Source organism: Curtobacterium poinsettiae (genome assembly GCF_047226435.1).
Taxonomy (GTDB): Bacteria; Actinomycetota; Actinomycetes; order Actinomycetales; family Microbacteriaceae; genus Curtobacterium; species Curtobacterium poinsettiae.
This window is the reverse complement of sequence record NZ_CP178434.1, coordinates 3,036,528-3,058,466: the sequence shown is the minus strand read 5'-3', so window position 1 is coordinate 3,058,466 and position 21,939 is coordinate 3,036,528. Positions and strand designations below refer to the sequence as shown.

The 21,939-nt window shown below is 71.0% G+C and carries 21 protein-coding genes; 13 read left to right on the top strand and 8 right to left on the bottom strand.

Going from position 1 to position 21,939, the window contains the following annotated elements; genetic code table 11:
- Nucleotides 1-73 precede the first annotated feature (73 nt).
- From ACL00U_RS14390 to ACL00U_RS14370, 5 genes are all read left to right on the top strand, one after another.
- The gene (locus ACL00U_RS14390; protein WP_042540834.1) at nucleotides 74-1,789 is read left to right on the top strand and encodes a CTP synthase; all 1,716 of its coding nucleotides are present in this window, start codon (nucleotides 74-76) and stop codon (nucleotides 1,787-1,789) included.
- A gap of 172 nt (nucleotides 1,790-1,961) precedes the next feature.
- The gene (locus ACL00U_RS14385; protein WP_017886921.1) at nucleotides 1,962-2,537 is read left to right on the top strand and encodes an NUDIX domain-containing protein; all 576 of its coding nucleotides are present in this window, start codon (nucleotides 1,962-1,964) and stop codon (nucleotides 2,535-2,537) included.
- Nucleotides 2,534-3,133, top strand: coding sequence for a DUF1349 domain-containing protein (locus ACL00U_RS14380; RefSeq protein WP_042540832.1), 600 nt, complete (start codon nucleotides 2,534-2,536; stop codon nucleotides 3,131-3,133). Before ACL00U_RS14385 ends, ACL00U_RS14380 begins: the two co-directional genes overlap by 4 nt.
- Nucleotides 3,134-3,171: 38 nt before the next feature.
- A complete protein-coding gene (locus ACL00U_RS14375) occupies nucleotides 3,172-4,218 on the top strand; it encodes a site-specific tyrosine recombinase XerD (protein WP_412873546.1) in 1,047 nt (348 codons plus the stop codon).
- Between the two features lie 116 nt (nucleotides 4,219-4,334).
- Nucleotides 4,335-4,793: an ASCH domain-containing protein gene (locus ACL00U_RS14370; protein WP_371831433.1), complete on the top strand. Its 459-nt coding sequence runs from the start codon at nucleotides 4,335-4,337 to the stop codon at nucleotides 4,791-4,793.
- A gap of 39 nt (nucleotides 4,794-4,832) precedes the next feature.
- On the opposite strand, the gene ACL00U_RS14365 is transcribed toward ACL00U_RS14370, so the two are convergent.
- Nucleotides 4,833-5,870 (bottom strand): LLM class flavin-dependent oxidoreductase, encoded by a 1,038-nt coding sequence (locus ACL00U_RS14365; protein ID WP_412873545.1) that lies wholly within the window; start codon nucleotides 5,868-5,870, stop codon nucleotides 4,833-4,835.
- A 50-nt stretch (nucleotides 5,871-5,920) separates the two neighbouring features.
- Between ACL00U_RS14365 and ACL00U_RS14360 the strand changes: the two genes are divergently transcribed.
- Both ACL00U_RS14360 and ACL00U_RS14355 read left to right on the top strand, forming a co-directional pair.
- Nucleotides 5,921-6,253: a TraR/DksA family transcriptional regulator gene (locus tag ACL00U_RS14360; protein ID WP_017886916.1), complete on the top strand. Its 333-nt coding sequence runs from the start codon at nucleotides 5,921-5,923 to the stop codon at nucleotides 6,251-6,253.
- A 130-nt stretch (nucleotides 6,254-6,383) separates the two neighbouring features.
- Entirely contained in the window at nucleotides 6,384-6,833 is a 450-nt protein-coding gene (locus ACL00U_RS14355; protein ID WP_017886915.1) for a TIGR02611 family protein, read from the top strand.
- A gap of 134 nt (nucleotides 6,834-6,967) precedes the next feature.
- Here the strand turns inward: ACL00U_RS14355 and ACL00U_RS14350 are convergent, their stop codons facing one another.
- Complete coding sequence (locus tag ACL00U_RS14350) at nucleotides 6,968-8,221, bottom strand: MFS transporter (RefSeq protein ID WP_042540827.1); 1,254 nt, start codon at nucleotides 8,219-8,221, stop codon at nucleotides 6,968-6,970.
- A gap of 103 nt (nucleotides 8,222-8,324) precedes the next feature.
- On the opposite strand from ACL00U_RS14350, the gene ACL00U_RS14345 reads away from it, so the two are divergent.
- Nucleotides 8,325-8,690 (top strand): ArsR/SmtB family transcription factor, encoded by a 366-nt coding sequence (locus ACL00U_RS14345; RefSeq protein ID WP_042540826.1) that lies wholly within the window; start codon nucleotides 8,325-8,327, stop codon nucleotides 8,688-8,690.
- Complete coding sequence (locus ACL00U_RS14340; RefSeq protein ID WP_412873544.1) at nucleotides 8,687-10,312, top strand: DUF7059 domain-containing protein; 1,626 nt, start codon at nucleotides 8,687-8,689, stop codon at nucleotides 10,310-10,312. Before ACL00U_RS14345 ends, ACL00U_RS14340 begins: the two co-directional genes overlap by 4 nt.
- A gap of 3 nt (nucleotides 10,313-10,315) precedes the next feature.
- On the opposite strand, the gene ACL00U_RS14335 is transcribed toward ACL00U_RS14340, so the two are convergent.
- Together ACL00U_RS14335 and ACL00U_RS14330 are read right to left on the bottom strand one after the other, a co-directional pair.
- Complete coding sequence (locus tag ACL00U_RS14335; RefSeq protein ID WP_031259567.1) at nucleotides 10,316-11,179, bottom strand: NAD-dependent epimerase/dehydratase family protein; 864 nt, start codon at nucleotides 11,177-11,179, stop codon at nucleotides 10,316-10,318.
- Between the two features lie 114 nt (nucleotides 11,180-11,293).
- On the bottom strand, nucleotides 11,294-11,884 hold the full coding sequence (locus tag ACL00U_RS14330) for a TetR/AcrR family transcriptional regulator (protein ID WP_159556950.1): 591 nt from the start codon (nucleotides 11,882-11,884) through the stop codon (nucleotides 11,294-11,296).
- A gap of 176 nt (nucleotides 11,885-12,060) precedes the next feature.
- On the opposite strand from ACL00U_RS14330, the gene ACL00U_RS14325 reads away from it, so the two are divergent.
- Nucleotides 12,061-14,541, top strand: coding sequence for a beta-glucosidase (locus ACL00U_RS14325; protein WP_412873543.1), 2,481 nt, complete (start codon nucleotides 12,061-12,063; stop codon nucleotides 14,539-14,541).
- Between the two features lie 548 nt (nucleotides 14,542-15,089).
- Here ACL00U_RS14325 and ACL00U_RS14320 read toward each other — a convergent pair.
- Entirely contained in the window at nucleotides 15,090-16,103 is a 1,014-nt protein-coding gene (locus ACL00U_RS14320; RefSeq protein WP_412873542.1) for an LLM class flavin-dependent oxidoreductase, read from the bottom strand.
- 182 nt (nucleotides 16,104-16,285) lie between these two features.
- Between ACL00U_RS14320 and ACL00U_RS14315 the strand changes: the two genes are divergently transcribed.
- Nucleotides 16,286-18,856 carry a DEAD/DEAH box helicase gene (locus ACL00U_RS14315; protein ID WP_412873541.1) on the top strand — a complete coding sequence of 857 codons (2,571 nt, stop codon included), beginning with the start codon at nucleotides 16,286-16,288 and terminating at the stop codon, nucleotides 18,854-18,856.
- 64 nt (nucleotides 18,857-18,920) lie between these two features.
- Nucleotides 18,921-19,172: a DUF6458 family protein gene (locus ACL00U_RS14310; RefSeq protein ID WP_017886906.1), complete on the top strand. Its 252-nt coding sequence runs from the start codon at nucleotides 18,921-18,923 to the stop codon at nucleotides 19,170-19,172.
- Nucleotides 19,173-19,409: 237 nt separating this feature from the next.
- Here ACL00U_RS14310 and ACL00U_RS14305 read toward each other — a convergent pair whose 3' ends face one another.
- Entirely contained in the window at nucleotides 19,410-19,931 is a 522-nt protein-coding gene (locus ACL00U_RS14305) for a ribonuclease H family protein (protein ID WP_027465941.1), read from the bottom strand.
- Between the two features lie 94 nt (nucleotides 19,932-20,025).
- Nucleotides 20,026-20,856, bottom strand: a complete 831-nt coding sequence (locus ACL00U_RS14300) for a hypothetical protein (RefSeq protein ID WP_262159285.1) — start codon at nucleotides 20,854-20,856, stop codon at nucleotides 20,026-20,028.
- 118 nt (nucleotides 20,857-20,974) lie between these two features.
- Here ACL00U_RS14300 and ACL00U_RS14295 point away from each other — a divergent pair, with 118 nt between their 5' ends.
- On the top strand, nucleotides 20,975-21,313 hold the full coding sequence (locus tag ACL00U_RS14295) for a hypothetical protein (protein ID WP_214585311.1): 339 nt from the start codon (nucleotides 20,975-20,977) through the stop codon (nucleotides 21,311-21,313).
- Between the two features lie 6 nt (nucleotides 21,314-21,319).
- Here ACL00U_RS14295 and ACL00U_RS14290 read toward each other — a convergent pair whose 3' ends face one another.
- On the bottom strand, nucleotides 21,320-21,886 hold the full coding sequence (locus ACL00U_RS14290; RefSeq protein WP_412873540.1) for a hypothetical protein: 567 nt from the start codon (nucleotides 21,884-21,886) through the stop codon (nucleotides 21,320-21,322).
- Between the last annotated feature and the right edge of the window lie 53 nt (nucleotides 21,887-21,939).

The window sequence follows — 21,939 nt, the reverse complement described above, 5'->3', positions numbered from 1 at the left end:
CCACCCACCCGCGCAACGCCCACGGCGAACCGGGGTCGCGCCTCCCGGCAGTTCTGACGTACGATGGAATCCCGTGGCGGACACTCTCAGCGGCGGTACCAATTCTTCGAACTCGACCCCGAAGGTGACGAAGCAGATCTTCGTGACCGGCGGGGTCGTCTCGTCTCTCGGCAAGGGCCTGACGGCGGCCAGCCTCGGCAACCTGCTCACTGCTCGCGGCCTCAAGGTCGTCATGCAGAAGCTCGACCCGTACCTCAACGTGGACCCGGGCACCATGAACCCGTTCCAGCACGGCGAGGTCTTCGTGACCGACGACGGCGCGGAGACGGACCTCGACATCGGGCACTACGAGCGCTTCCTCGACATCAACCTGTCGCAGGCCGCGAACGTCACGACCGGTCAGGTGTACTCGACGGTGATCGCCAAGGAGCGTCGCGGCGAGTACCTCGGCGACACGGTGCAGGTCATCCCGCACATCACCGACGAGATCAAGCGCCGTATGCGCGAGCAGGCGCAGAACGACCCGCAGCCCGACGTCATCATCACCGAGGTCGGTGGGACCGTCGGCGACATCGAGTCGCAGCCGTTCATCGAGTCCGCCCGTCAGGTGCGGCACGAGCTCGGCCGCAGCAACGTGTTCTTCGTGCACGTGTCGCTGGTGCCGTTCATGAACGCCTCGGGTGAGCAGAAGACCAAGCCGACGCAGCACTCCGTCGCCGCGCTCCGCTCGATCGGCATCCAGCCCGACGCGCTCGTGCTGCGGAGCGACCGTCCGGTGTCGGAGTCGAACAAGCGCAAGATCGCGCTGATGTGCGACGTCGACGAGGACGCCGTGGTGAACGCCGTGGACGTCCCCTCGATCTACGACCTGCCGACGCTGCTGAACAACCAGGGTCTCGACCAGGTCATCGTCGAGGCGCTCAAGCTGGACGCCGGTCCGGTCGACTGGACCGCGTGGACGCCTGTGCTGAAGGCCGTGCACGAGCCGAAGAAGGACGTCACGATCGCGCTGGTCGGCAAGTACATCGACCTGCCGGACGCCTACCTGTCCGTCACCGAGGCGCTCCGTGCGGGTGGCTTCGCGCACGACGCGAAGGTCACGCTGAAGTGGGTCGTGTCCGACGACTGCACCACCCCCGAGGGCGCGGCGAAGCAGCTCGGCGACGTCGACGGCATCTGCATCCCGGGTGGGTTCGGCGTGCGCGGCATCGAGGGCAAGCTCGGCGCGCTGCAGTTCGCGCGTGAGCAGGGCATCCCGACGCTCGGCCTGTGCCTCGGCCTGCAGTGCATGGTCATCGAGTACGCCCGCCACGAGGTCGGTCTGACCGACGCGTCGAGCACCGAGTTCGACCCGGAGACCTCGACCCCGGTCATCGCGACGATGGCGGAGCAGGTCGACATCATCGCGGGTGGCGACCTGGGCGGCACGATGCGCCTGGGCCTGTACCCGGCGTCGTTCACCGAAGGATCGCTGGCGGCGGAGCTGTACGGTGCGCCCGAGGCCTCCGAGCGGCACCGTCACCGCTACGAGGTGAACAACAAGTACCGCGAGCAGATCGCGGGTGCCGGCCTGGTGTTCTCGGGCACGTCGCCCGACGGCACGCTGGTGGAGTACGTCGAGCTGCCGCGCGACGTGCACCCGTTCTACATCGCCACGCAGGCGCACCCGGAGCTCCGCTCGCGTCCGACCGATGCGCACCCGCTGTTCGCGGGGCTCGTCGCGGCCGCGATCGAGCGCCACGAGGCGTCCAGCCTGTTCGACCCGCAGACCGAGGAGCAGGTCGCGTAACGCGAGTGGTCTCTGACTGGAGGCGCGGTGCCAGCTGGCACCGCGCCTCCCGTCCGTCTGGGGGCGCGTCCACGGCACCTGATTCCGGACACGGAACCACGGAATGACGCGGTGCTGTGTCCGGAACCTGGTTCCGACGGGGCGTCCGGCGCGCGCGTGCTTGGATGGAGCCGTGACAGACGCACCGATCGCCGACGAGTCCGCCTCCTTCGAGGTCACCGAATCCACCGTCGTCTACGAGGGCGCCGTCTGGGACGTGCGTCGCGACACCGTCGCGTACAACGGTGACGCGATGGTCCGCGAGTACATCGACCACACCGGCGCGGTCGCGGTGTACGCCGAGGACGACGAGGGCCGCGTCCTGGTCATCCAGCAGTACCGGCACCCGGTGCGGATGCGTGACTGGGAGCTGCCCGCCGGCCTGCTCGACATGGCGGGCGAGGACCACCTGACCGCCGCGAAGCGCGAGCTGGGCGAAGAGGCCGACCTCGAAGCCGACACGTGGGAGCCGCTGATCCGCTACAACACGTCGTCCGGCGGCAGCGACGAGTTCATCCAGGTCTACCGGGCGCGCGGCGTGCGGTCGACCGGGTCCGCGTTCGAGCGCGAGGCGGAAGAGGCCGACATCGTGACGCGCTGGGTGCCACGGGCGGAGCTGCTCGACGGGATCCTGGGCGGTCGGCTCAACAACTCGGCCCTCGTCGTCGCGACGCTCGCGGTCGAGGCCATCGAACAGCGCAGCAAGTGAGCGGGGCAGCGGTCGACGGTCTGCGTGACCTGGTCGGCGCCGGTGCCTGGACGCACAAGCCGCAGGCCTCCGTGCTCGACGGCGACGTGTTCCGTGTCACCGCCGTCGAGGGCAGCGATGCCTGGCGGACCACCTCGTACGGGTTCGTGCACGACTCGGAGCACGCGCTGCTGCAACCGACCGACGGCCCGTTCTCGGTCGAGGCGTCGTTCGTGCTCGACTACACCGAGCAGTTCGACCAGGCCGGGGTGTTCCTGCGCGTCGACGAGCGGACGTGGATCAAGGCCGGTGTCGAGTTCTCGGACGGTGCTCCTCAGCTCGGCGCCGTGGTCACGCGTGGGTTCTCCGACTGGTCCGTGTCGCCCGTGCCGGAGTGGGTGGGCCGGGTGGTGACCGTCCGCGCGAGCCGCGACGGTGACGCCGTGACGATCCGGGCGTGGGCCGAGGGCGACGAGCCCCGGCTCGTCCGGGTCGCGTACCTGGACCCGGAGGCCGTCGTGTCCGCGGGGCTGCTGTGCGCCGGGCCGACGCGGGCTGGCTTGACCGTGACGTTCACCGGCTTCCGGGTGGGCGCGCCGGACGAAGCGCTGCACTGACGGGCAGGTGGCCGTTCGCCGGTTAGCCTGCTGAGGTGATGCCCCTCGATCGTGCCGTGGAGACGTACCTGCGGCACGTCGCGATCGAGCGGGGACTCTCGCAGCACACGCTGTCGGCGTACCGGCGGGACCTCGCCGTGTTCGCCGAGTGGCTCGGCGTCGCACCGGTCGTCGAGTCGGACGGCGCTGACCGGGCCGGAGGCTCCTCGGTGCTGCAGGACGTCGCTCGCCTGGCGCGGGCGGACGTCTCGGGGTTCGTCGAGCACCTCGCCACGCGACCATCGGGACCGTTGGCGCCGCGGTCGATCGCGCGCATGCTCAGTTCGGTCCGTTCGTTCACCGCCTTCGCCGCGGGAGAGGGCTGGCTGCCGCTCGACCCCGGCACCGCCGTCCGTCCGCCGAAGGCCCCGATGCGGCTGCCGAAGGCGATCCCCGTCGAGGACATGGAACGGCTGCTCGGGGCGGTGTCCGTCGATGCTGACGACCCCGTCCAGCTGCGGGACAAGGCCCTGCTCGAGCTGCTCTACGCCACCGGTGCGCGGATCTCCGAGGCGGTGGGGCTGTCGGTCGACGACGTCACCACGCTGTCGGACGCCGCTGCCGACGCTCCGGGCCTGGGCCCCGGTGCGGACGGGCTCGCCGTCGTGAAGGTCACCGGCAAGGGCAACAAGCAGCGGATCGTCCCGCTCGGCAGCTTCGCGCGGGCCGCGATCGACGCGTACCTGGTGCGGGCACGGCCGGTGTTCGCGGCACGGGGAGCGTCGACGCCGGCGCTGTTCCTCGGCGCCCGTGGTGCGCGGTTGTCGCGACAGAGCGCCTGGCTCGTGATCCAGGCCGCTGCTGCCGCCGCCGACCTGGAGGCGCACGTGTCACCGCACACCTTCCGGCACTCGTTCGCGACGCACCTGCTCGAGGGCGGTGCTGACGTCCGCGTGGTGCAGGAGCTGCTCGGGCACGCGAGCGTCGCCACGACGCAGATCTACACGATGGTCACGGCCGACATGCTGCGGGACGTGTACCAGACGGCGCACCCGAGGGCGCGGCGGCAGGCGCTGCCAGATGGGCGCGACGGGCGCGCTTCGTGAGCAGCACGATGGGGGGAGACGGGCGTGCTTCGTGAGCAGCAATGGTCGGGTCGCGGCATCGCACTCGACATCTCCTGCTCACGAAGTGCCGTCTCCCGGTGCACTACGGTCGGGGCGTGCCCTCGACGCTCGACGACTTCTGGACCGCACGACGCCTCGAGCGACCGGACCTTCCGGTGGACATGCCGGAAGCCTGGTCGTTCGGTGCGACCCCGGAGCAGGCGGACGCGCTCCTGCAGCTCGTGCTCGACGGGGTCAAGGTCGGCACGGCGTCGTCGCTCTGGGACTACGAGGCGACCGGTGACCCGCTGCCCGCAGTGGACGAGTTGAGCATCGTGACCGACGGCTCCGATGCGCCCCGCGCGGTCATCGAGACGACGCTGGTCCAGGTGGTCCCGTTCGATCAAGTCGATGCTGACCACGCCTGGGCCGAGGGTGAAGGCGACCGCACGCTCGAGCACTGGCGGGCCGTGCACGAGGCGTTCTGGCGTGCACACTCCGAGCACCCGCGCGGGTTCGCGCCGGGCATGCCCGTCGTGTGCGAGCGGTTCCGGCTGCTGTGGCCGAACGGCTGAGGCCGATCCCGAACGGCTGAGCCGGATCCCGATACGGGGTCAGGCGGGAACCGGCTCCGCGTCGACCTCGGTGAAGACGTCCTTCACCGCCGCGAGCAGCCGCGCGTTGAACTCCACACCGAGCTGGTTCGGCACGGTGACGAGCACGGTGTCGGCAGCGCGGACGGCCCGGTCGGCCGCGAGCTCCGCGACGAGCTGTTCGGGCTCACCGATGTAGGACCGCCCGAACCGGGCCAGTCCGCCGTCGAGGTGCCCGACCTGGTCCTGCCCCTCGACCTGTGCACGGATGCCGAAGTAGTGGCGCGACTCGTCGTCGATGATCGGGATGATGCTGCGCGAGACCGACACCCGTGGGGTCCGCTCCCAGCCCGACTCCGCCCACACCCGGCGGAAGCGCTCGATCTGCTCGGCCTGCAGCTGGTCGAACGGCACACCGGTGTCCTCGGTCAGCAGGGTCGAGGACATCAGGTTCATGCCCTGCTCGGCCGTCCACTCCGCGGTGGCGCGGGTGCCGGCACCCCACCAGATGCGGTCGCCGAGCGAGTCGGACAACGGGGAGATCGGCAGGGACCCGACCGATCCGGTCATCTGCGGGTTGGCGTTGGCCATCGGCTCGCCGGCGATCGCACGGCGGAACACGCTCGTGTGCGCTCGGGCCATGTCGCCACCGTTCTCATCGGAGGCGTCGGGCACGTAGCCGAACTGCTGGTAGCCGGCGAGGGCGGTCTCGGGTGATCCCCGCGAGACGCCGAGCTGCAGTCGCCCGCCGGAGATCAGGTCGGTGGCCGCGGCTTCTTCCGCCATGTAGAGCGGGTTCTCGTAGCGCATGTCGATGACGCCGGTCCCGATCTCGATCCGGCTCGTCTTCGCGGCGATGGCGGCGAGCAGCGGGAACGGTGCGGCCTGCTGCGGCGCGAAGTGGTGGACGCGGAAGTAGGCGCCATCGACGCCTGCTTCCTCCGCTGCGACGGCGAGGTCGATCGCCTGCACCAGGGCCTCTCGCCCGCTGCGCACCTTCGACCCCGGCACGTCACGCCAGTGTCCGAACGACAGGAACCCGATCTTCGTCATGTCCATGCGAACGCATCCGGGGGCGGGGTCATTCCGCCGCGACTACCGTGTCCGGGATGGAGGACCCCCGCCCCGCACTCGAAGCCGAACGCGCCCGCAACGAACGGCTGCTGACCGAGGTCGAGCGGAGCATGCGTGACGTCAGTGACGCCCGGCAGGATGCCAACTCCGACGACGAGCACGACCCCGAGGGTGCGACCCTGGCGTGGGAACGTGGCTCGCTCGGTGCGGTCCGCGACGGTGCGCAGCTGCGGATCCGCCAGGTGGACGCCGCGCTCGCACGGATCGACGAGGGCACCTACGGCCGCTGCACGGTCGGCGGCGAGCCGATCCCGAAGGCCCGGCTGGCCGCCGTCCCGTGGGCGGCGACGTGCGTCGCGCACGCCTGAGGGGTGGGCGGACGCTGCCACCTGCTGGCCTGGAGGCGCGGCGCAACCCCGCCCCGCGCCTCCCGGCCTGCGCACCCCGCGTCCACCGCGTGCGCCGCTGATTCCCAGCCGCGCGCCCTACGTTTTCGGCATGGACGGCGACCCGAACGACCGACCCGGCGACGCCCGGGCCGATGGTGCGGCCCGACAGCGCTTCCAGTGGTTCCACCGCCTGCGCGCCTGGATCCACGAGCGGCCGCACGTGCACCTGTTCTACAAGGTGCTGGTCGGTCTGGTGGGCGGGCTGGTCGTCATCATCGGGCTGATCCTGGTGCCGCTGCCGGGCCCGGGGTGGCTCGTGGTGTTCATCGGTCTCACCGTGCTGGCGAGCGAGTTCCACTTCTTCCACAAGATCATCACGTGGCTCAAGGCGCAGCTGCACCGCTTCTGGGACTGGGCCAAGCGGCACGGGCCGAAGCGTCTGCGCGATGCGGCCGACCGGGGCAAGGCCGACGTCGATGCTGCGCACACCGGAGCGGCGCGGACCGTCGGGGTCCGTGCGCGCGCTCGCGGGGCGAACTCGGCACACCCGGGCCACTAGTCGGGCCGTCGCAGTCGGCACCGTGCGGTGCTGGTCACCGCGTGCGAGGTTGACGCCTCCGTGCGGCGCTGCAGGCTCGCACCGAGCGATCAACCTCGCACCGAATGGGCAGCGCCGCACCGTGCCGGGCGCGCCTACTCGGCCGCGACCCGGACCGAACCAGTCGCGGTGCGCTCGATGACCTCGGCAGCGCGCTCCTCGACCTCGGCGGCGTCCTTCGACGACAGCTGCAGCACGAGGGCGACGACCGCGGCGAGCACGATGAAGCCGCCGTAACCAGCGATGACCGGGACGAGGCCGACCGACGGCTCGAGCAGGCCTCCGATGACCGAGGGCACCCCGAACGCCAGGTAGCTGACGACGTAGATCGTGGAGAGCAATCCGGCGCGGTGGGTCGGTGCAGCGGTGGCGAGCAGCATCCGCAGCGGTGCCTGGAACCCGGCGCCGAAGCCGACACCGGCGACGGCGCTGCCGACGACCATGCCCGGCAGGGAGTGCGCGAACACGAACGACACGGTGATGATCGGGCCGAGCACGAGCGCCACGAGCCCGAGCAGGACCGCACGTCGGGTGTCCATCCGCTGGATCGCCAGGCCGGTCAGGGCGCCGACACCGGTGACGACCGCGATGAGCGCACCGGCGGCGAAGTGGTTGGTGATGCCGAACACCGCGCCGAGTGCCGAGGGGACGAGCGACAGGAACATGCCGCCCAGTGCCCAACTGGCCACGAGCGATCCGGCGACGCCGCGGAACAGCCGACGCGATGACCGCGGCACGCTGATCGTCGGGCGCAGGGAGCGGAGTGCTCCTGGGCGACGCTCCACCTGCTCGGGGACGACGGACAGCGCGAGGACGAGCAGCACGAGGAGCGCGCCGAACAGCAGGTAGACGAGCTGCTCCGGCGCCGGACCCCACTGCACCAGGGCGCCGCTCGACAGCGCGCCGGTGGCCAGGGCGATCGGCGGGATGACCCCGTTCAGCACACCCGCCATGGTCGGGTGGCGTTCGAGGGAGTTGTCGATGAGGGCCGCGCCGAGTGCGCCGATGAGCAGTCCGACCGAGACGCCCTGCACGATCCGGTCCACGATGAGCGCGACGACCCCGTCCGCCGCCGCGAACAGGCCGAGCGACAGTGCGACGCCCAGCCCGCCGACGACGAGCACGGGCTTCCGGCCGACGTGGTCGGACAAGCGCCCCGCGATGAGCAGGCTCGCCAGCAGGCCGGCGACGTAGATGGCGAAGACCCCGGTGAGCATGAGCGGCGTGAGGTGCCACTCGGCGGCGTAGACCGGGTAGATCGGCGACGGGACGGCCGACGAGGCGACCGAGACCAGGAGCATCGCCGCCAGGATCCAGAACCCGGCGACCGAACGAGCTGACTGGTGCATGCGCACCCCTTTCCATCTCCGTGCAGTACGACTGCATTCGTACCGCACTCGAACAGTACGACGCAAGTCGTACAGCAAGCCGAACGGTGGTAGCGTCCCGTCCATGCCCGCGCACGTCGATGCTCCCGAACGGTTGCCGCAGCCGTCCGTGGCCGAGATGGACCTCCCCGTCGTCATGGACGCCCTGAGCGACCCGATCCGGCTCGCGATCCTGCACCGCTACCTGGTCGACGCGGCCGGGGGTGAGCGCAGCTGCGGGTGGGTCGGCATCGACCGGCCGAAGTCCACGCTGACCCACCACTTCCGTGTGCTGCGCGAGGCCGGGTTGCTCGAGCAGCACCTGGAGGGCCTGACCCGCGTCAGTCGTGTCCGGGTGGAGGACGTGCAGCAGCGGTTCCCCGGGCTCCTCGACCTGGTGCTCGACTGGCAGGTCCCATCGGCCCTGCTCCGCGAGGGGCTCGCCTCGTGAGCGGCGAGCCCGACGCCGCCCCGAGCCCGACCGTGCACACGCTGCCGTCGATCGTCGCAGACCCCGCCGTCGCCACGGCGCTCGCCGCGGACCTGACGGCCGCCGGCTTCACCGTCGACCGGCTCGACTCCCTGTGGGGCGCCGAGGCTGCCGCATCGCTGCACCGCGGTTCGCGGGTCGCTGCGCTCCGTGCGCTCGCCGCCCGCGAGACCACGCCGCTCAGCACCCTGGCGACGCTGTTCGTGCTCGGGCTGCCGGTGGCGCGGGCTGAGGCAGCCGCCGCGTTCCCGACCGCCGGGCTCGACGCCGTCATCGCATCGGGTCTGCTGCGCAGCGAAGGCGAAGGCGAAGGCGAAGGCGAAGGCGACGGCGACGGCGACGGCGGCGCCCCGCTCGTCCACCCCACCGTCGACCTGCGCCCCTACGCCTTCGTCGACGACCTCGGCGCCGGCAGCTGGTGGATCGTCTCCGACCTGGGCGAGCTCGCCCTCGGACACGAGATCAGCGAGGAACACGTCCTCGGCATCGGCGGCGCCACCACGACGCTGAGCGGCCTGCAGGTGCCCGTGCCGGTCGAGCGGGTGCTCGACCTGGGCACCGGCTGCGGGATCCAGGCCATGCACGCGCGGCGGTTCGCCGACCACGTGGTCGCCACCGACATCTCGCGCCGTGCCCTCGACATCGCCCGCTTCAACGCGCAGTTGAACGGCATCGACGGCATCGACTTCCGGTTCGGCTCACTGTTCGAGCCGGTCGCGGGGGAGCGCTTCGACCGGATCGTCTCGAACCCGCCCTTCGTCATCACGCCTCGTCGCGAAGGCGTCCCGTCCTACGAGTACCGCGACGGCGGCATGGTCGGTGACGCCCTGGTCGAGACGGTGCTCCGGGGCCTCGGGGACCACCTGGAGCCCGGTGGCACCGCACAGCTCCTCGGCAACTGGGAGTACCGCTGGGGCGTCGACGGCCTGGACCGCGTGCGCGCCTGGTTCGCCGACACCGGCCTCGACGTGTGGGTGATCGAGCGCGAGCGGCAGGACCCGACGTCCTACGCCGAGACCTGGATCCGCGACGGCGGCACCAAGCCCGGCACGGACGGGTTCGACACCCTGATGGGCGCGTGGCTCGACGACTTCGCGGATCGCCGCGTCACCGGCGTCGGCTTCGGTTACGTCGTGGTGCGTCGACCCCTGCCGGGAGGCCCGTCCGGCCTCCGCCGGTTCGAGCGCGTCCCCGAGACGCTCGGCTCCAACCCCGCGGGTCTGGGGGCGACGGTCGCCCGCGTCCTCGACGCGGCCGCCTGGCTCGCTGCGCACGACGACGCCGCGCTCGCTGCCGCCCACCTGGCGGTGGCCGGTGACGTCACCGAGGAGCGGTACTACTGGCCGGGCAACGACGACCCCACCGTGATGACGCTGGTGCAGGGCGGCGGGCTCGGGCGCCGGGTGGACGCGGACACCGCACTCGCGGCGTTCGTGGGCGCGTGCGACGGTGACCTGTCCGTCGCGGCGATCATCGGCGCGCTCGCGCAGATCACCGGCGCGGACGAGCAGGCCCTCGCCGCCGACCTGCTGCCGGCGGCGCGCGACCTGGTGCTCGACGGGCTGCTCGTCCCCGCCGCCTGACGATCAGGCGCGGTGGTCGCGCCAGCTGTGCTCGGGCGTGTAGCCGAGGAGTTCGCGGGCCTTCTCCGACGACAGCAGCGAGCTGACGCCGTCGATGTCCGCACGGCGCTCGATGTCCGGCACGAAACGCTCGACGAGTTCGATCGTCGGGGTGTCCATCACCGTGTCGGGGCTCGCGATGACGAACGCCTCGAACCCGGTGAGGTCCGCCTCGAGCGCACGGCGGACGGCCTGGGCCCCGTCGCGCGAGTCGATGTACGACCACAGGTTGAACGTCTTCGCCTCGGGGGTGGCGTCCCACGGGAACGCCGGGTAGTCGGTCTCGTCCATCACGTTCGAGAAGCGCAGCCCGATCATCTTCAGCTCGGGGTCCCAGCGCGTGAAGTGGCGGGCCATCTCCTCCTCGACCGCCTTGCCGAGCGAGTACGACGACTGCGGGCGGACGGCGAACTCCTCGTCGACCGGCAGGTAGGGCGGCAGGTGTTCGCCCATCGGGATGCCGAGCAGGGTCTCGCTCGACGCCCACACGACGTTCTTGATCTTGGCGGCACGGGCGGCGTGGAAGACGTTGATGGACGAGGTCACGTTGTTGGTGATCAGGGCCACGTCGGGCACCTGTCCCGGGGCCGGCACCGCCGCGAGGTGCACGACGGCGTCGACGTGGTCGTACCGGTCGTCGATGCCGAGCAGGGCGTTCAGGACCTGGCCGTGGTCGGTCAGGTCGATCCGCACGAACGGGACACGCTCGGGCTTGTCCGGCGAGGGGACACGGTCGAGCAGGACCACGTCGTACCCGTGCGCATCGAGGTCGCGCACCACCGCTCGTCCGAGCTTGCCGCTGCCACCGGTCACCACTACACGCGTCATCGCGTCACTCCACATCGTCGTCGGAACACGCCCTGGCGGGCACCGACCATCCTGCCCCGCCTGCCCTGACACGACCAGGCCCTGTCCGTACCCCACTGCCGGGGCGGGGGTCTGTCAGGCGGTGGGGGCGACCTGGGCGATCGCCAGACGGGCGACGAGCTCGACGTGCTCGGCCATGTCGCGGGTGGGGTCGAAGAGCCACTGGATCTGCATGCCGTCGGACACCGCGAGCAGCACGCTCGTGAGCTCGTCGGGGTCGATGTCGGACCGCAGCCGACCGTCCTGCTGCATGGTGCGGAAGTCGGCGGACAGGTCGCGGCGGCTGCGATCGTAGCGCTCGCGGAAGTACTCGTGCGCCGGGTGCTCGGCGTCGGTGGCGGCCGCGGCGGACAGGTTGACGAACATCTGCACCAGCCCCGGGACCTCGGCGTTGTGCCGCACGATCGCCGCGAGCAGGGCCGCCGGGTCCGCGGCCTGCCAGTCGTGTGCCAGGTCGAGCTCGTCGCGGCGGCGGAGGATCTCCACCCAGAGCTCGTCCTTCGAGTCGAAGTAGTGCAGCAGGCCGGCCTGGGTCAGTCCCACGGCGTCGGCGATGTCCTTGATGCTCGTCCGCCGGAAGCCCTGCGACGCCACGAGGTCCAGCGCGACCGTGAGGATCTCCTCGCGCTTCGCGATGCCCTTTGCGTACGAACCCCGTCGTGCCATGGCCAGACTGTACCGCCCGCGGGAGACCCCAGAAAACCAACCAACGGTCGGTTTTGGGTGGTACGGTGCAGGAGCTGCCAGCGCGGGCGGCGAACCCGGTGGATGGTGGGTGTGGGCGACGAGGCCCCGGCCGTCCAGGCGGCGCCCCGCGGCCCTGAACGAGAGGACCGACCACCGTGACCACCGTGAACGACGCGAGCACCGCCTCCAGTCCGTCGACGCCGCTGACCGAGCGCATCGATGCGCTCCTCGGCCAGTTGACCACCGACGAGAAGGTGCAGCTGCTCACCGGACGTGACTTCTGGACCACCTGGCCCGTCGAGAAGATCGGGCTGCGCCGGATCCTGATGTCGGACGGGCCGTCCGGCGTGCGCGGCGAGGTGTGGGACGAGCGTGACCCGTCCCTGAACCTGCCGTCGGCGACCGCGCTGAGCGCCTCGTGGGACCGCGCGATCGCGAAGCGCTACGGCGCCGCCGCTGCCGTCGAGGCCCGTCGCAAGGGCGTCGACGTCGTGCTCGGCCCGACCATCAACCTGCACCGGTCCCCGCTGGGGGGCCGGCACTTCGAGGCGTTCAGCGAGGACCCCGTGCTCACGGGCGACCTGGCCGCGTCGTACGTCGACGGTGTGCAGGAGAACGGTGTCGCCGCCACCCCGAAGCACTACATCGCGAACGACTACGAGACCGACCGCTTCACCGCGTCGACCGAGGTGTCCGACCGCGCGCTGCGTGAGCTGTACCTGCTGGCGTTCGAGAAGGCCGTGACCGAGGCGCACGCCTGGGCGGTCATGTCGTCGTACAACGCGATCAACGGCGTGACGGCGTCGGAGAACGACCTGCTCGAGACCCCGCTCAACTCGGAGTGGGGCTTCGACGGCATCGTCGTGTCCGACTGGACCGGAGTGCGTTCGGTGGACTCCGCGAAGGCGTCGCAGGACGTCGCGATGCCCGGACCGAACCCGTGGTGGAGCGAGGGGCCGCTGCTCGCCGCCGTGCAGTCCGGCGAGGTGTCGATGGCGGCGATCGACCGCAAGGTCCGCCGGATCCTGACCCTGGCGGCCCGCGTCGGCGCGCTCGAGGGCTTCGAACCCGTGGCCGCGTCGCCCGTGCACGTCGAGGACGGCATCGCGTTCGTCCGCGAGGCCGAGGCCGAGGGCACCGTCCTGGTCCGCAACACCGGTGTCCTGCCGCTCGACGCCCCCGCCGTGTCGCGCATCGCGGTGATCGGCCACAACGCCGACCAGGCCCGCACGCAGGGCGGTGGCTCGGCCACGGTCGTGCCGTCGCAGGTCGTGTCGCCGCTGGACGGCATCCGTTCGGCGTTCCCCGGCGCGAGCGTGGACTACGCGATCGGCGCCGTCGTGCAGGAGGGCATCGCGGAGTTCCCGCTGTCCACCATCACGAACCCCGGCACCGGTGAGCCCGGAGCGCGGGTCGCCTTCGTCAAGGACGGCGAGGAGCTGTTCGTCGAGGACCGCCGCGCGACGGCACTGTTCTGGTTCGGCGGTGACGCGCCGACGCGCGAAGCCGACCGGCTCGACATCACCACCACCTACACCGCCGAGTCGACGGGGACCGTGCGGTTCGGCATCGGCGCGGCCGGACGGTCACGCATGTGCATCGACGGCGAGCTGCTGCTCGACGAGGACGTGCCGTACGAGGGCGACCAGCTCGGCGCCGCGTTCCTGAACCCGCCGGCGCGGTCGGTGCCCGTGTCGGTGACCACCGGCCAGCAGGTCGCGATCCGGATCGAGTACGACGTCATCCAGGACGAGACGCTCGGCGGGGTGCTGGCGTACCAGTTCGGTACCGAGCCGTCCGACGACGACCCCGCCGTGCTGATCGACGCAGCGGTCGAGGCCGCTCGTGGTGCGGACGTCGCCGTCGTCGTGGTCGGGACGAACTCCAAGGTCGAGTCCGAGGGCTACGACCGCTCCTCGCTGGCGCTGCCCGGTCACCAGGACGACCTGGTGCGCGCGGTCGCCGCCGTGAACCCGAACACGGTCGTCGTCGTGAACGCCGGTTCGCCGGTCGAGATGCCGTGGCGGAACGACGTCGCCGCGGTGCTGCTGACCTGGTTCGGCGGGCAGGAGTACGGCAACGCCCTGGCCGACGTGCTGACGGGGCGGCAGGAGCCCGGTGGACGCCTGCCCACCACGTGGCCGGTCGCGATGGCCGATGTCCCCGTGCTCGACGTCACCCCGGTGGACGGCAAGGTCTCCTACGACGAGGGCGTCCACGTCGGGTACCGGGCCTGGCTGCGGGCCGGCACCGAGCCGGCCTACCCGTTCGGGCACGGCCTCGGCTACACCACGTGGTCGATCGACGGGGTCTCCGCGACGCCGACCGTGCGCGAGGGCGACGCCGTCATCGTCACGGCGACCGTCGCGAACACGGGCGACCGCGCCGGCAAGCACGTCGTGCAGGTCTACGCGTCGCGTGCGGAGTCGGCGGTCGACCGCCCGGTTCGCTGGCTGGTCGGGTTCGCCCCGGTCCGGCTCGGTGCCGGGGAGTCGACGGAGGTCTCGATCGAGGTCCCGGCACGCGCCTTCGCCCACTGGGACGGTTCGTGGCAGTACGAGTCGGGGACCTTCACGCTGTACGTCGGCGCTTCCGTCGTCGACGACGCCGGAACCGCGTCCCTCGAACTGGAGTGACGAAGTCGTCCGGTTTCCGCGCAGCTCCCGACTCCGTTCAGTAACATCGGTGTGCGCGAGTCGGCTGGTTACCGTCCGCGCACGCACCGACTACGGGGTCGCTGGGTGAGCGATTCGGCCTCCTGATCCGGCCGTTGTCGCCCTGGCTTCCCCGGTGCGTCCCAGAATGCGTCCCCGCGTCCGCGCGGGGGCGCATTCGTCGTTCCGGGTCGGAGCCGCATCGGTGCTCCGTGCCGGAACCTCGTTCCGTGGATCGTCCCGGACTCGGTGCGCACCGGTGAACCGGTTGCCGGACTTCGTGCCGGTTCGCAAAAACGAGTGACACTTGGTCAACTTCTTTGCTCCAGGGACGCAGATCGGTGTGACAAACCGGTCGGTAGGTGGAACGATGGGGGCACCATCTCGTGCGGATCAGGGACGAGATGGTCATCCGGCCGGGCTCTCGGGCTTCACCAACTCGATCAGAGCCCCGCCGGATGCCCTCGACTCTCGGTGGCGGCAGGGCCGCAGGCGATCAGGCTCCAGGCGTCTGCCCGCGTCGCTGGCCCTCAGGCCCGCAGCGCCGGAGCGACCTCCTCGGCCACGATGCGCAGGATCCGCTCGTGTGCCGCACGGTCGCCGTTCGCCGGCAGGGTGATGACGAGCTCATCGGTGGCGGTGACAGCCGGGTCGGCGAGCAGGGCGTCGACGATGGCCGCCGCCCCGCCGGACACGACCTTGCTGAAGCGGAACGGCGGCGTGCCCGACAGCGGTCGGCCCTCGTCGTCCATCCCGGACGCGTACCCGGTCAGGAACTCCTGGTGCACGGCGCGGTCGTGGTCGTCGAGGAGCGGCACCACGATCCGGCCCACGGCGACCTTGGACTCGCGGTGCGGGTGCAGCTCGGCGAACCGCTCGCGGTAGGCGGCGATCTGGTCGGCCTGCGCCTCGGCGAACGGCGCACCCGTGTCCTCGGTGTTCAGGGTCGAGCAGTGCAGCAGCAGCCCCTTCTCGGCCGTGCGCACCGCGGTGCCCATGCTGCCGCCACCCCACCACACGCGGTCGCGCAGGCCCGGGCTGAGCGGCTGCAGGGTCAGGTCGGCCCCGGCGGGGATGCTCTCGTAGCCCTTGCCGGCACTGCCCAGGGGTTCGCCCTGCAGGACCTCGAGCAGCCGTCCTGCGCGGGCCTCGGCCTCGTCGCGGAAGCTGCGGTCGACCGTGCCGAACACCGGGTCGAGGATCGGCCCGTACCCGGCGATGCCCGTGCTGATGCCGAGCTGCACACGGCCGCCGCTGAGCAGGTCGACCGTGCTGGCATCCTCGGCCAGGCGCACCGGGTCCTCGTAGCGCATGCCGAGCACGGCGGTGCCGAACGCGATGGTGCTGGTGCGCTGCGCGGCGGCCGCGAAGAAGGTCATCGGGCTCGTCAGGTACGGCTCGAAGTGCCGTCCACGCACCCAACCTGTGCCGTAGCCGAGGGACTCGGCGGTCTCGAACAGGCGCAGGCCGTCCTCCAGGGCGCCGGCGGCGCCGTCGGTGCCGCCGTGGTTCGGGACGAAGGAGAGGAAGCCGAGTTCGCGCATGGCGCGAGTCTATGCGCACGTATCGAAACGCGCCTGAGTCGGCGACGGGGCGGACGGGAGGCCCGTGGCGGGCCGACACCGCGCCTCTCCCCACCGGCACGGCCGGTCCGCCGCTGGCGCGTCGCCCCGGGACCGGCGGCGTGGGCCCAGTCCGTCATGGCCGTACCTGGGAGGATGGGCGCATGACCGACGTCACCACCGTGCCCCCGCTCGTCGCCGCGATCCCGGCGGCGGTGGACGGCGTCGTCGACCCCGACGAGGTCTACGAGGCCTTCGCGGCCTGGGCCGCCGAGGGCGGCCGACCGCTGTACCCGGCGCAGGATGAAGCGGTCATCGAGCTCGTGTCCGGCGCGAACGTCGTGCTGAGCACGCCGACCGGCACCGGGAAGTCGCTCGTCGCGGCCGGCGCGCACTTCGCCGCGCTCGCCGAAGGCAAGCGGAGCTACTACACGGCACCGATCAAGGCGCTGGTGTCCGAGAAGTTCTTCCAGCTCGTCGAGCTGTTCGGTGCACAGAACGTCGGCATGGTCACCGGTGACTCGAGCGTCAACGCCGACGCCCCGATCGTCTGCTGCACCGCCGAGATCCTGGCGAACCTCGCCCTGCGGCAGGGGCCGGACGCCGACGTGGACGTCGTCGTGATGGACGAGTTCCACTTCTACGGCGACCCCGACCGAGGCTGGGCGTGGCAGGTGCCGCTGCTCGTGCTCGAGCGGGCGCAGTTCCTGCTCATGTCGGCGACCCTCGGCGACGTCACGACCATCGCCGACGACCTGTCCCGCCGGACCGGTCGGCCCACCGCCCGCGTGACCGGTGTCTCGCGACCCGTGCCGCTCGAGTACCAGTACGTGATGACGCCCGTGCAGGAGACGGTCGAGCGGCTCCTCGAGGAAGGCAAGGCGCCGATCTACATCGTGCACTTCGCCCAGGCCGCCGCACTCGAGCGGGCGCAGTCGCTGATGTCGGCGAAGGTCGCCTCGCGCGAACGCCGTGACCAGATCGCTGACGCCATCGCCGGCTTCCGGTTCAGCGCCGGGTTCGGACAGACCCTGTCGCGCCTGATCCGGGCCGGCATCGGCGTGCACCACGCCGGCATGCTCCCGAAGTACCGACGACTCGTCGAGCAGCTCGCCCAGCGCGGCCTGCTGCCCGTCATCTGTGGCACCGACACCCTGGGTGTCGGGATCAACGTGCCGATCCGGTCCGTGCTGTTCACCGGGCTGACGAAGTTCGACGGCACGAAGATGCGCCAGCTGTCCGCGCGGGAGTTCCACCAGATCGCCGGCCGGGCCGGACGTGCCGGGTACGACACCGAGGGCGACGTCGTCGCCGAGGCACCCGAGCACGACATCGAGAACGCCCGCGCCGTCGCCAAGGCCGGCGACGACCCGAAGAAGAAGAACAAGATCAAGCGGAAGAAGGCGCCCGAGGGCTTCGTGTCCTGGGGGCAGGCGTCGTTCGAGCGGCTGATCGCGGCCGAGCCGGAGCCGATGGTCTCGCGCATGCGGATCACGCACGCAATGGTGCTGTCGGTCGTCGCCCGTGGTGGCGATGCCTTCGCGGACGTCCGGTCGCTGGTCTACGACAACCACGAGCCGCGCTCCCGGCAGCTCGCGATGGCCCGGCGGGCACTCGTCATCGCCCGGACCCTCATCAACGCGCGGGTGATCGAGAAGGTCGACGGTGCCTACCGCCTGACCGTCGACATCGCACCGAACTTCGCGCTCAACCAGCCGCTGTCGCCGTTCGCGCTCGCCGCGTTCGAGTTGCTCGACCCTTCTTCTCCCACTTATGCACTGGACATGGTCTCGGTCGTCGAGGCCACGCTCGACGACCCGCGGGCGATCCTGTCGCAGCAGCAGTTCAAGGAGCGTGGCGAGGCCGTCGCCCGCATGAAGCAGGAGGGGATCGAGTACGAGGAGCGGATGGAGCTGCTCGAGGAGGTCACCTGGCCGAAGCCGCTCGACGAGCTGCTGACCGCCGCCTACGAGGCCTACGCCGCCGAACAGCCCTGGGTGCTCGACTTCCAGCTGTCCCCGAAGGCCGTCGTCCGCGACATGTACGAACGCGCGATGACCTTCGGCGACTTCGTGCGCTTCTACCAGCTCACCCGCTCCGAGGGGCTCGTGCTCCGCTACCTGTCCGACGCGTACCGGACCATGCGGCAGACCATCGCCGAGGAACAGCGGACCCAGGAGCTCGACGACCTGATCGAGTGGCTCGGCGAGGTCGTGCGGCAGACCGACTCCTCACTCGTCGACGAGTGGGAGGCGCTGCTCAACGGCGACGTCCTGCTGGCCTCCGAGGAACACGAGGAGATCGCGCCGCCGCAGCCCGCACGGCTCACCGGCAATCCCAGGGCGTTCCGGGTGCTCGTGCGCAACGCCCTGTTCCAGCGGGTGCTGCTCGCCGCGGCCGACGACATCGACGGGCTCGGGGAGCTCGACGCGACCGCCGGCTTCGACCGGTCGGCGTGGGACACCGTGCTCGAGGAGTACTACGAGGAGCACGACAGCATCGGCACGGACGCCGACGCACGGTCCATGCAGTACCTGGTGCTCGACGAGAGCGGTGCCACGGCATCACCGCGGGTCTGGAAGGCACGGCAGATCTTCTCCGACCCCGAGGGCGACAAGGACTTCGGGTTCTCGGCGACGATCGACCTGGACGCCTCGGACGAGGTCGGCGAGGCCGTCGTGCGGGTCACCGAGATCGGTCGGTTCGACGGGTGGGCCGAAGTCGACGTCGACTGATCCGCGCGGGGGTTGTCGGACGTGTACCGTCTGCCGCACCACCCCGACCCGAGAGGACTGCGTCATGCGCATCGGATCCAGCATCGCCCTGATCGTCATCGGCGCGATCGTCGCCTTCGCGCTGAACATCCAGCTCGCCGGCGTCGACCTGCGCCTGATCGGCTACATCCTGATGGCAGCCGGTGTCGTGCTGCTCATCATCAGCCTCGCCGTGGCCTTCGGTGGTCGCCGCACCACGACCACCACGCGCTCGGGCGTCGACCCGGCGTCGGGGGAGCAGATCACGCAGCAGGAGCGGCGCGACGGGACCTACTGACCCGCGGGGACAGGACTTACTGACCGCCCAGCTCGGTCTTCCCGTCAGCCGGGTGGAATTCGTCTGCCCCCAGAGCCGATGCGCGAGCGATGATCCGCTCGACGGCATGCGACTGAGCTCGTTCCACCTCTCCGTCGAAGGGGGCGGTGCTGTCGGGCATCAGATCTGCTTCCGGTTCGAGTGGAGGTTCGTCTGGCGGTTTCGATTCCGCCGAAGTCGCTGCTTGCCGCTCCGCCGTCAGAAGAGGGTCGCGGGCGGGGTGGCGTCGGGCAGCGCGGACGGCTCGGGGACCTCGGCCCCGGGCCAGCCGGGACCGTGCGGCACGTCGGTGCCGTTCTGGAACGCGGTGGCAGCACCACGGGCACGGACGTCGGCAGCTTCGTTCATCTCGTGACCGACGTGGCCGCGGACCCACTCGAACGTGACCTTGCGACCCTGCAGTTCCGCGTCGAGTTCCTTGATGATCTCGACGTTGAGGACCGGCTTGCCGTCGGCCTTCCGCCAGCCCTTGCGCTTCCAGCCGGCGAGCCACTCGGTGCAGGCCTTGATGGCGTACTGGCTGTCGCACAGGATGTGCAGCGGCTCGCCGGTGTCCTTCGTGGCACGGAGCAGCTGCAGCACGGCGGTGAGCTCGCCGATGTTGTTCGTCGCGCGGGGCCAGCCTCCGGCCGCCCACCGGTCGTCGTCGACGTACCAGGCCCATCCGGCGGGGCCGGGGTTGCCGAGGGCTGAGCCGTCTGCGGCGGCGACGATCGTCACGATGGGACCTCCTGGTGGTGCCGAGTGCTCGCGAGTGCTGGTCAACCGTAACCGACCGTACGGACGGGCTCCGTCCGGCGGGGCGGCGACCGGATCAGCGCGCTGCGGGATCCAGGTTGAGATCGGTGTCCGTGATGAGTTGGTCGCCCGCGCCGGTCTGCAGCGACGGGTTCAGCCAGCGGAGTTGCGCGACGGTGATGCCCAAGCGTTCGGCGACCGTCACCTGCGCGTCGTCGCTCGACACCTGGTACGACACCGGCACGCCGTCACGTTCGTGCACCCAACCGTTCGCCCCGGGCCGCGATGCGCCCACGTCGACCTGCAGGTCCGGGTACGGGTCGGGGATCGTCCAGTGCAACGGAGCGATTGCGAGCACGGGGCCGATGCCGGTGCGTCCGGAATCGTCCCCGTCATCAGACGGCGCCGGCACGAGCGCGACGCTGTGCAGAAAGTCCGGAGTGGGGCCGGCGTCTGACAGCCCGACCGAGTCCGGAGCGCCGGTCTCCGGGTCCCAGATGACGACTCCGGCACGGTACCCGCTGGCGTCGCCGGCACCGTCAGCGTCACCTCCGCGGAACTCCAAGCTCATCCACTGCGGGTTCGTCGTGCGGTAGCCGGACAACTCGGCGTCGAAGGTGCCGCTCTCGTTCGCGACGACCCGCACGTGGATCCGGGTGTCACCGCTCGCCGAGACGACATCGGTCTCGGCGGCGACCGTGCCGGCCGCCAAGACCTGCGGTGTGCTGACCTGCTGTGCGGCGGAGGTCGGGTCGGCTCCCGGGCTCCGGCTCGTCCCGTCGAGTGATGCCTGTCGCGTCGGCGTCGGGATCGCGTCGTCGCCGCCGAACGCTGTGCACCCGGCGAGCAGCAGCCCCACCAGTAGCGAGCCGATCACCGCGGTCGTCGCGGTCCGTGTTCGTCGCATCGTTCCCCCTCGTCCGCAGCGTAGCGGGGGCCAGGGGCGTCATCGAGTGCGGGGAGCGGACCGAGCCAGGCTCGTTACACGGGGCCGAGGACTAGCGTCCGCTGCAGGAGGAAACACCATGAGCGACAGCATCCCGAAGGCCCCCGGCCCCGAGCCGTCCGACGACCGAGCACGCAACGACGCGCTCCGCGACGCCGCGCACAGCGACGACGTCGACGGGGTCAGCGGCCGCGAGCAGCGAGCGGCGGACACGTCGTACAGCCCGTCGAGTGAGCGCGAGATGGACGCGTCCCAGACGAAGCAGCGTGACGACGACGACCTGCGTGAGGACGGCATCGACCCGTCCAAGGTCATCGCGGCCCCCGGGACCGGCGGCGCGGACGACGCCGGCGACGTGGAGCCCGAACCGGGCGACCTGCACCTGCCGTGGCGGTCAGAGGAGGACCGCCGGGGCTGATCCGGGCTACCGGGTCGCGAGCTCGAGTGCGCGCACGAGTTCCTCGCCGTCGCGGACATCCCAGAACGCCACGAGCTGCGGACCGAAGAATCCATCGAGTCCGGTGTTCGCGTAGATCTGCGTCTGCAGACCGCGGGTCACGCCAGCGAACGGACCGAACTGCTCCTGCCACTCGACCGTGCAGTGCCGTCGGTCGGCCGACCAGCGCGTCGTGCGGTCCGATCGGCCCACCGGGACGTCGCGGGTCCCACGCGCCGTGATGACCAGGGCGCGGCGGTCGGTCACGGCGTAGACCGTCGTCCGCTTCCGGTGGAGCTTCACGAGGAACCGGCCGAACAGCAAGTGGAGGCCGAGGACGAGGAAGAGCGGGAAGACGACGAGCTCTGGCCCGATCTGACCGTCTCGGAGGACGCTGACGGTGCCGAAGCCGACGAATCCGCACCAGAGCAGCGAGAACGGAATGAGGAAGCCGTCGCGGCCCGAGAAGAGCTTGGCCGGGTCACTGGTGCCCGCCCAGTACAGGTGCTCATCGGGACGCAGATGTTCACGGGCGGCCTGTTGAGGATCGATCACCCCTCGACAGTACGACCTTGCCCTCGCCGTGGCTGACCGGTGCGTACCCCGCC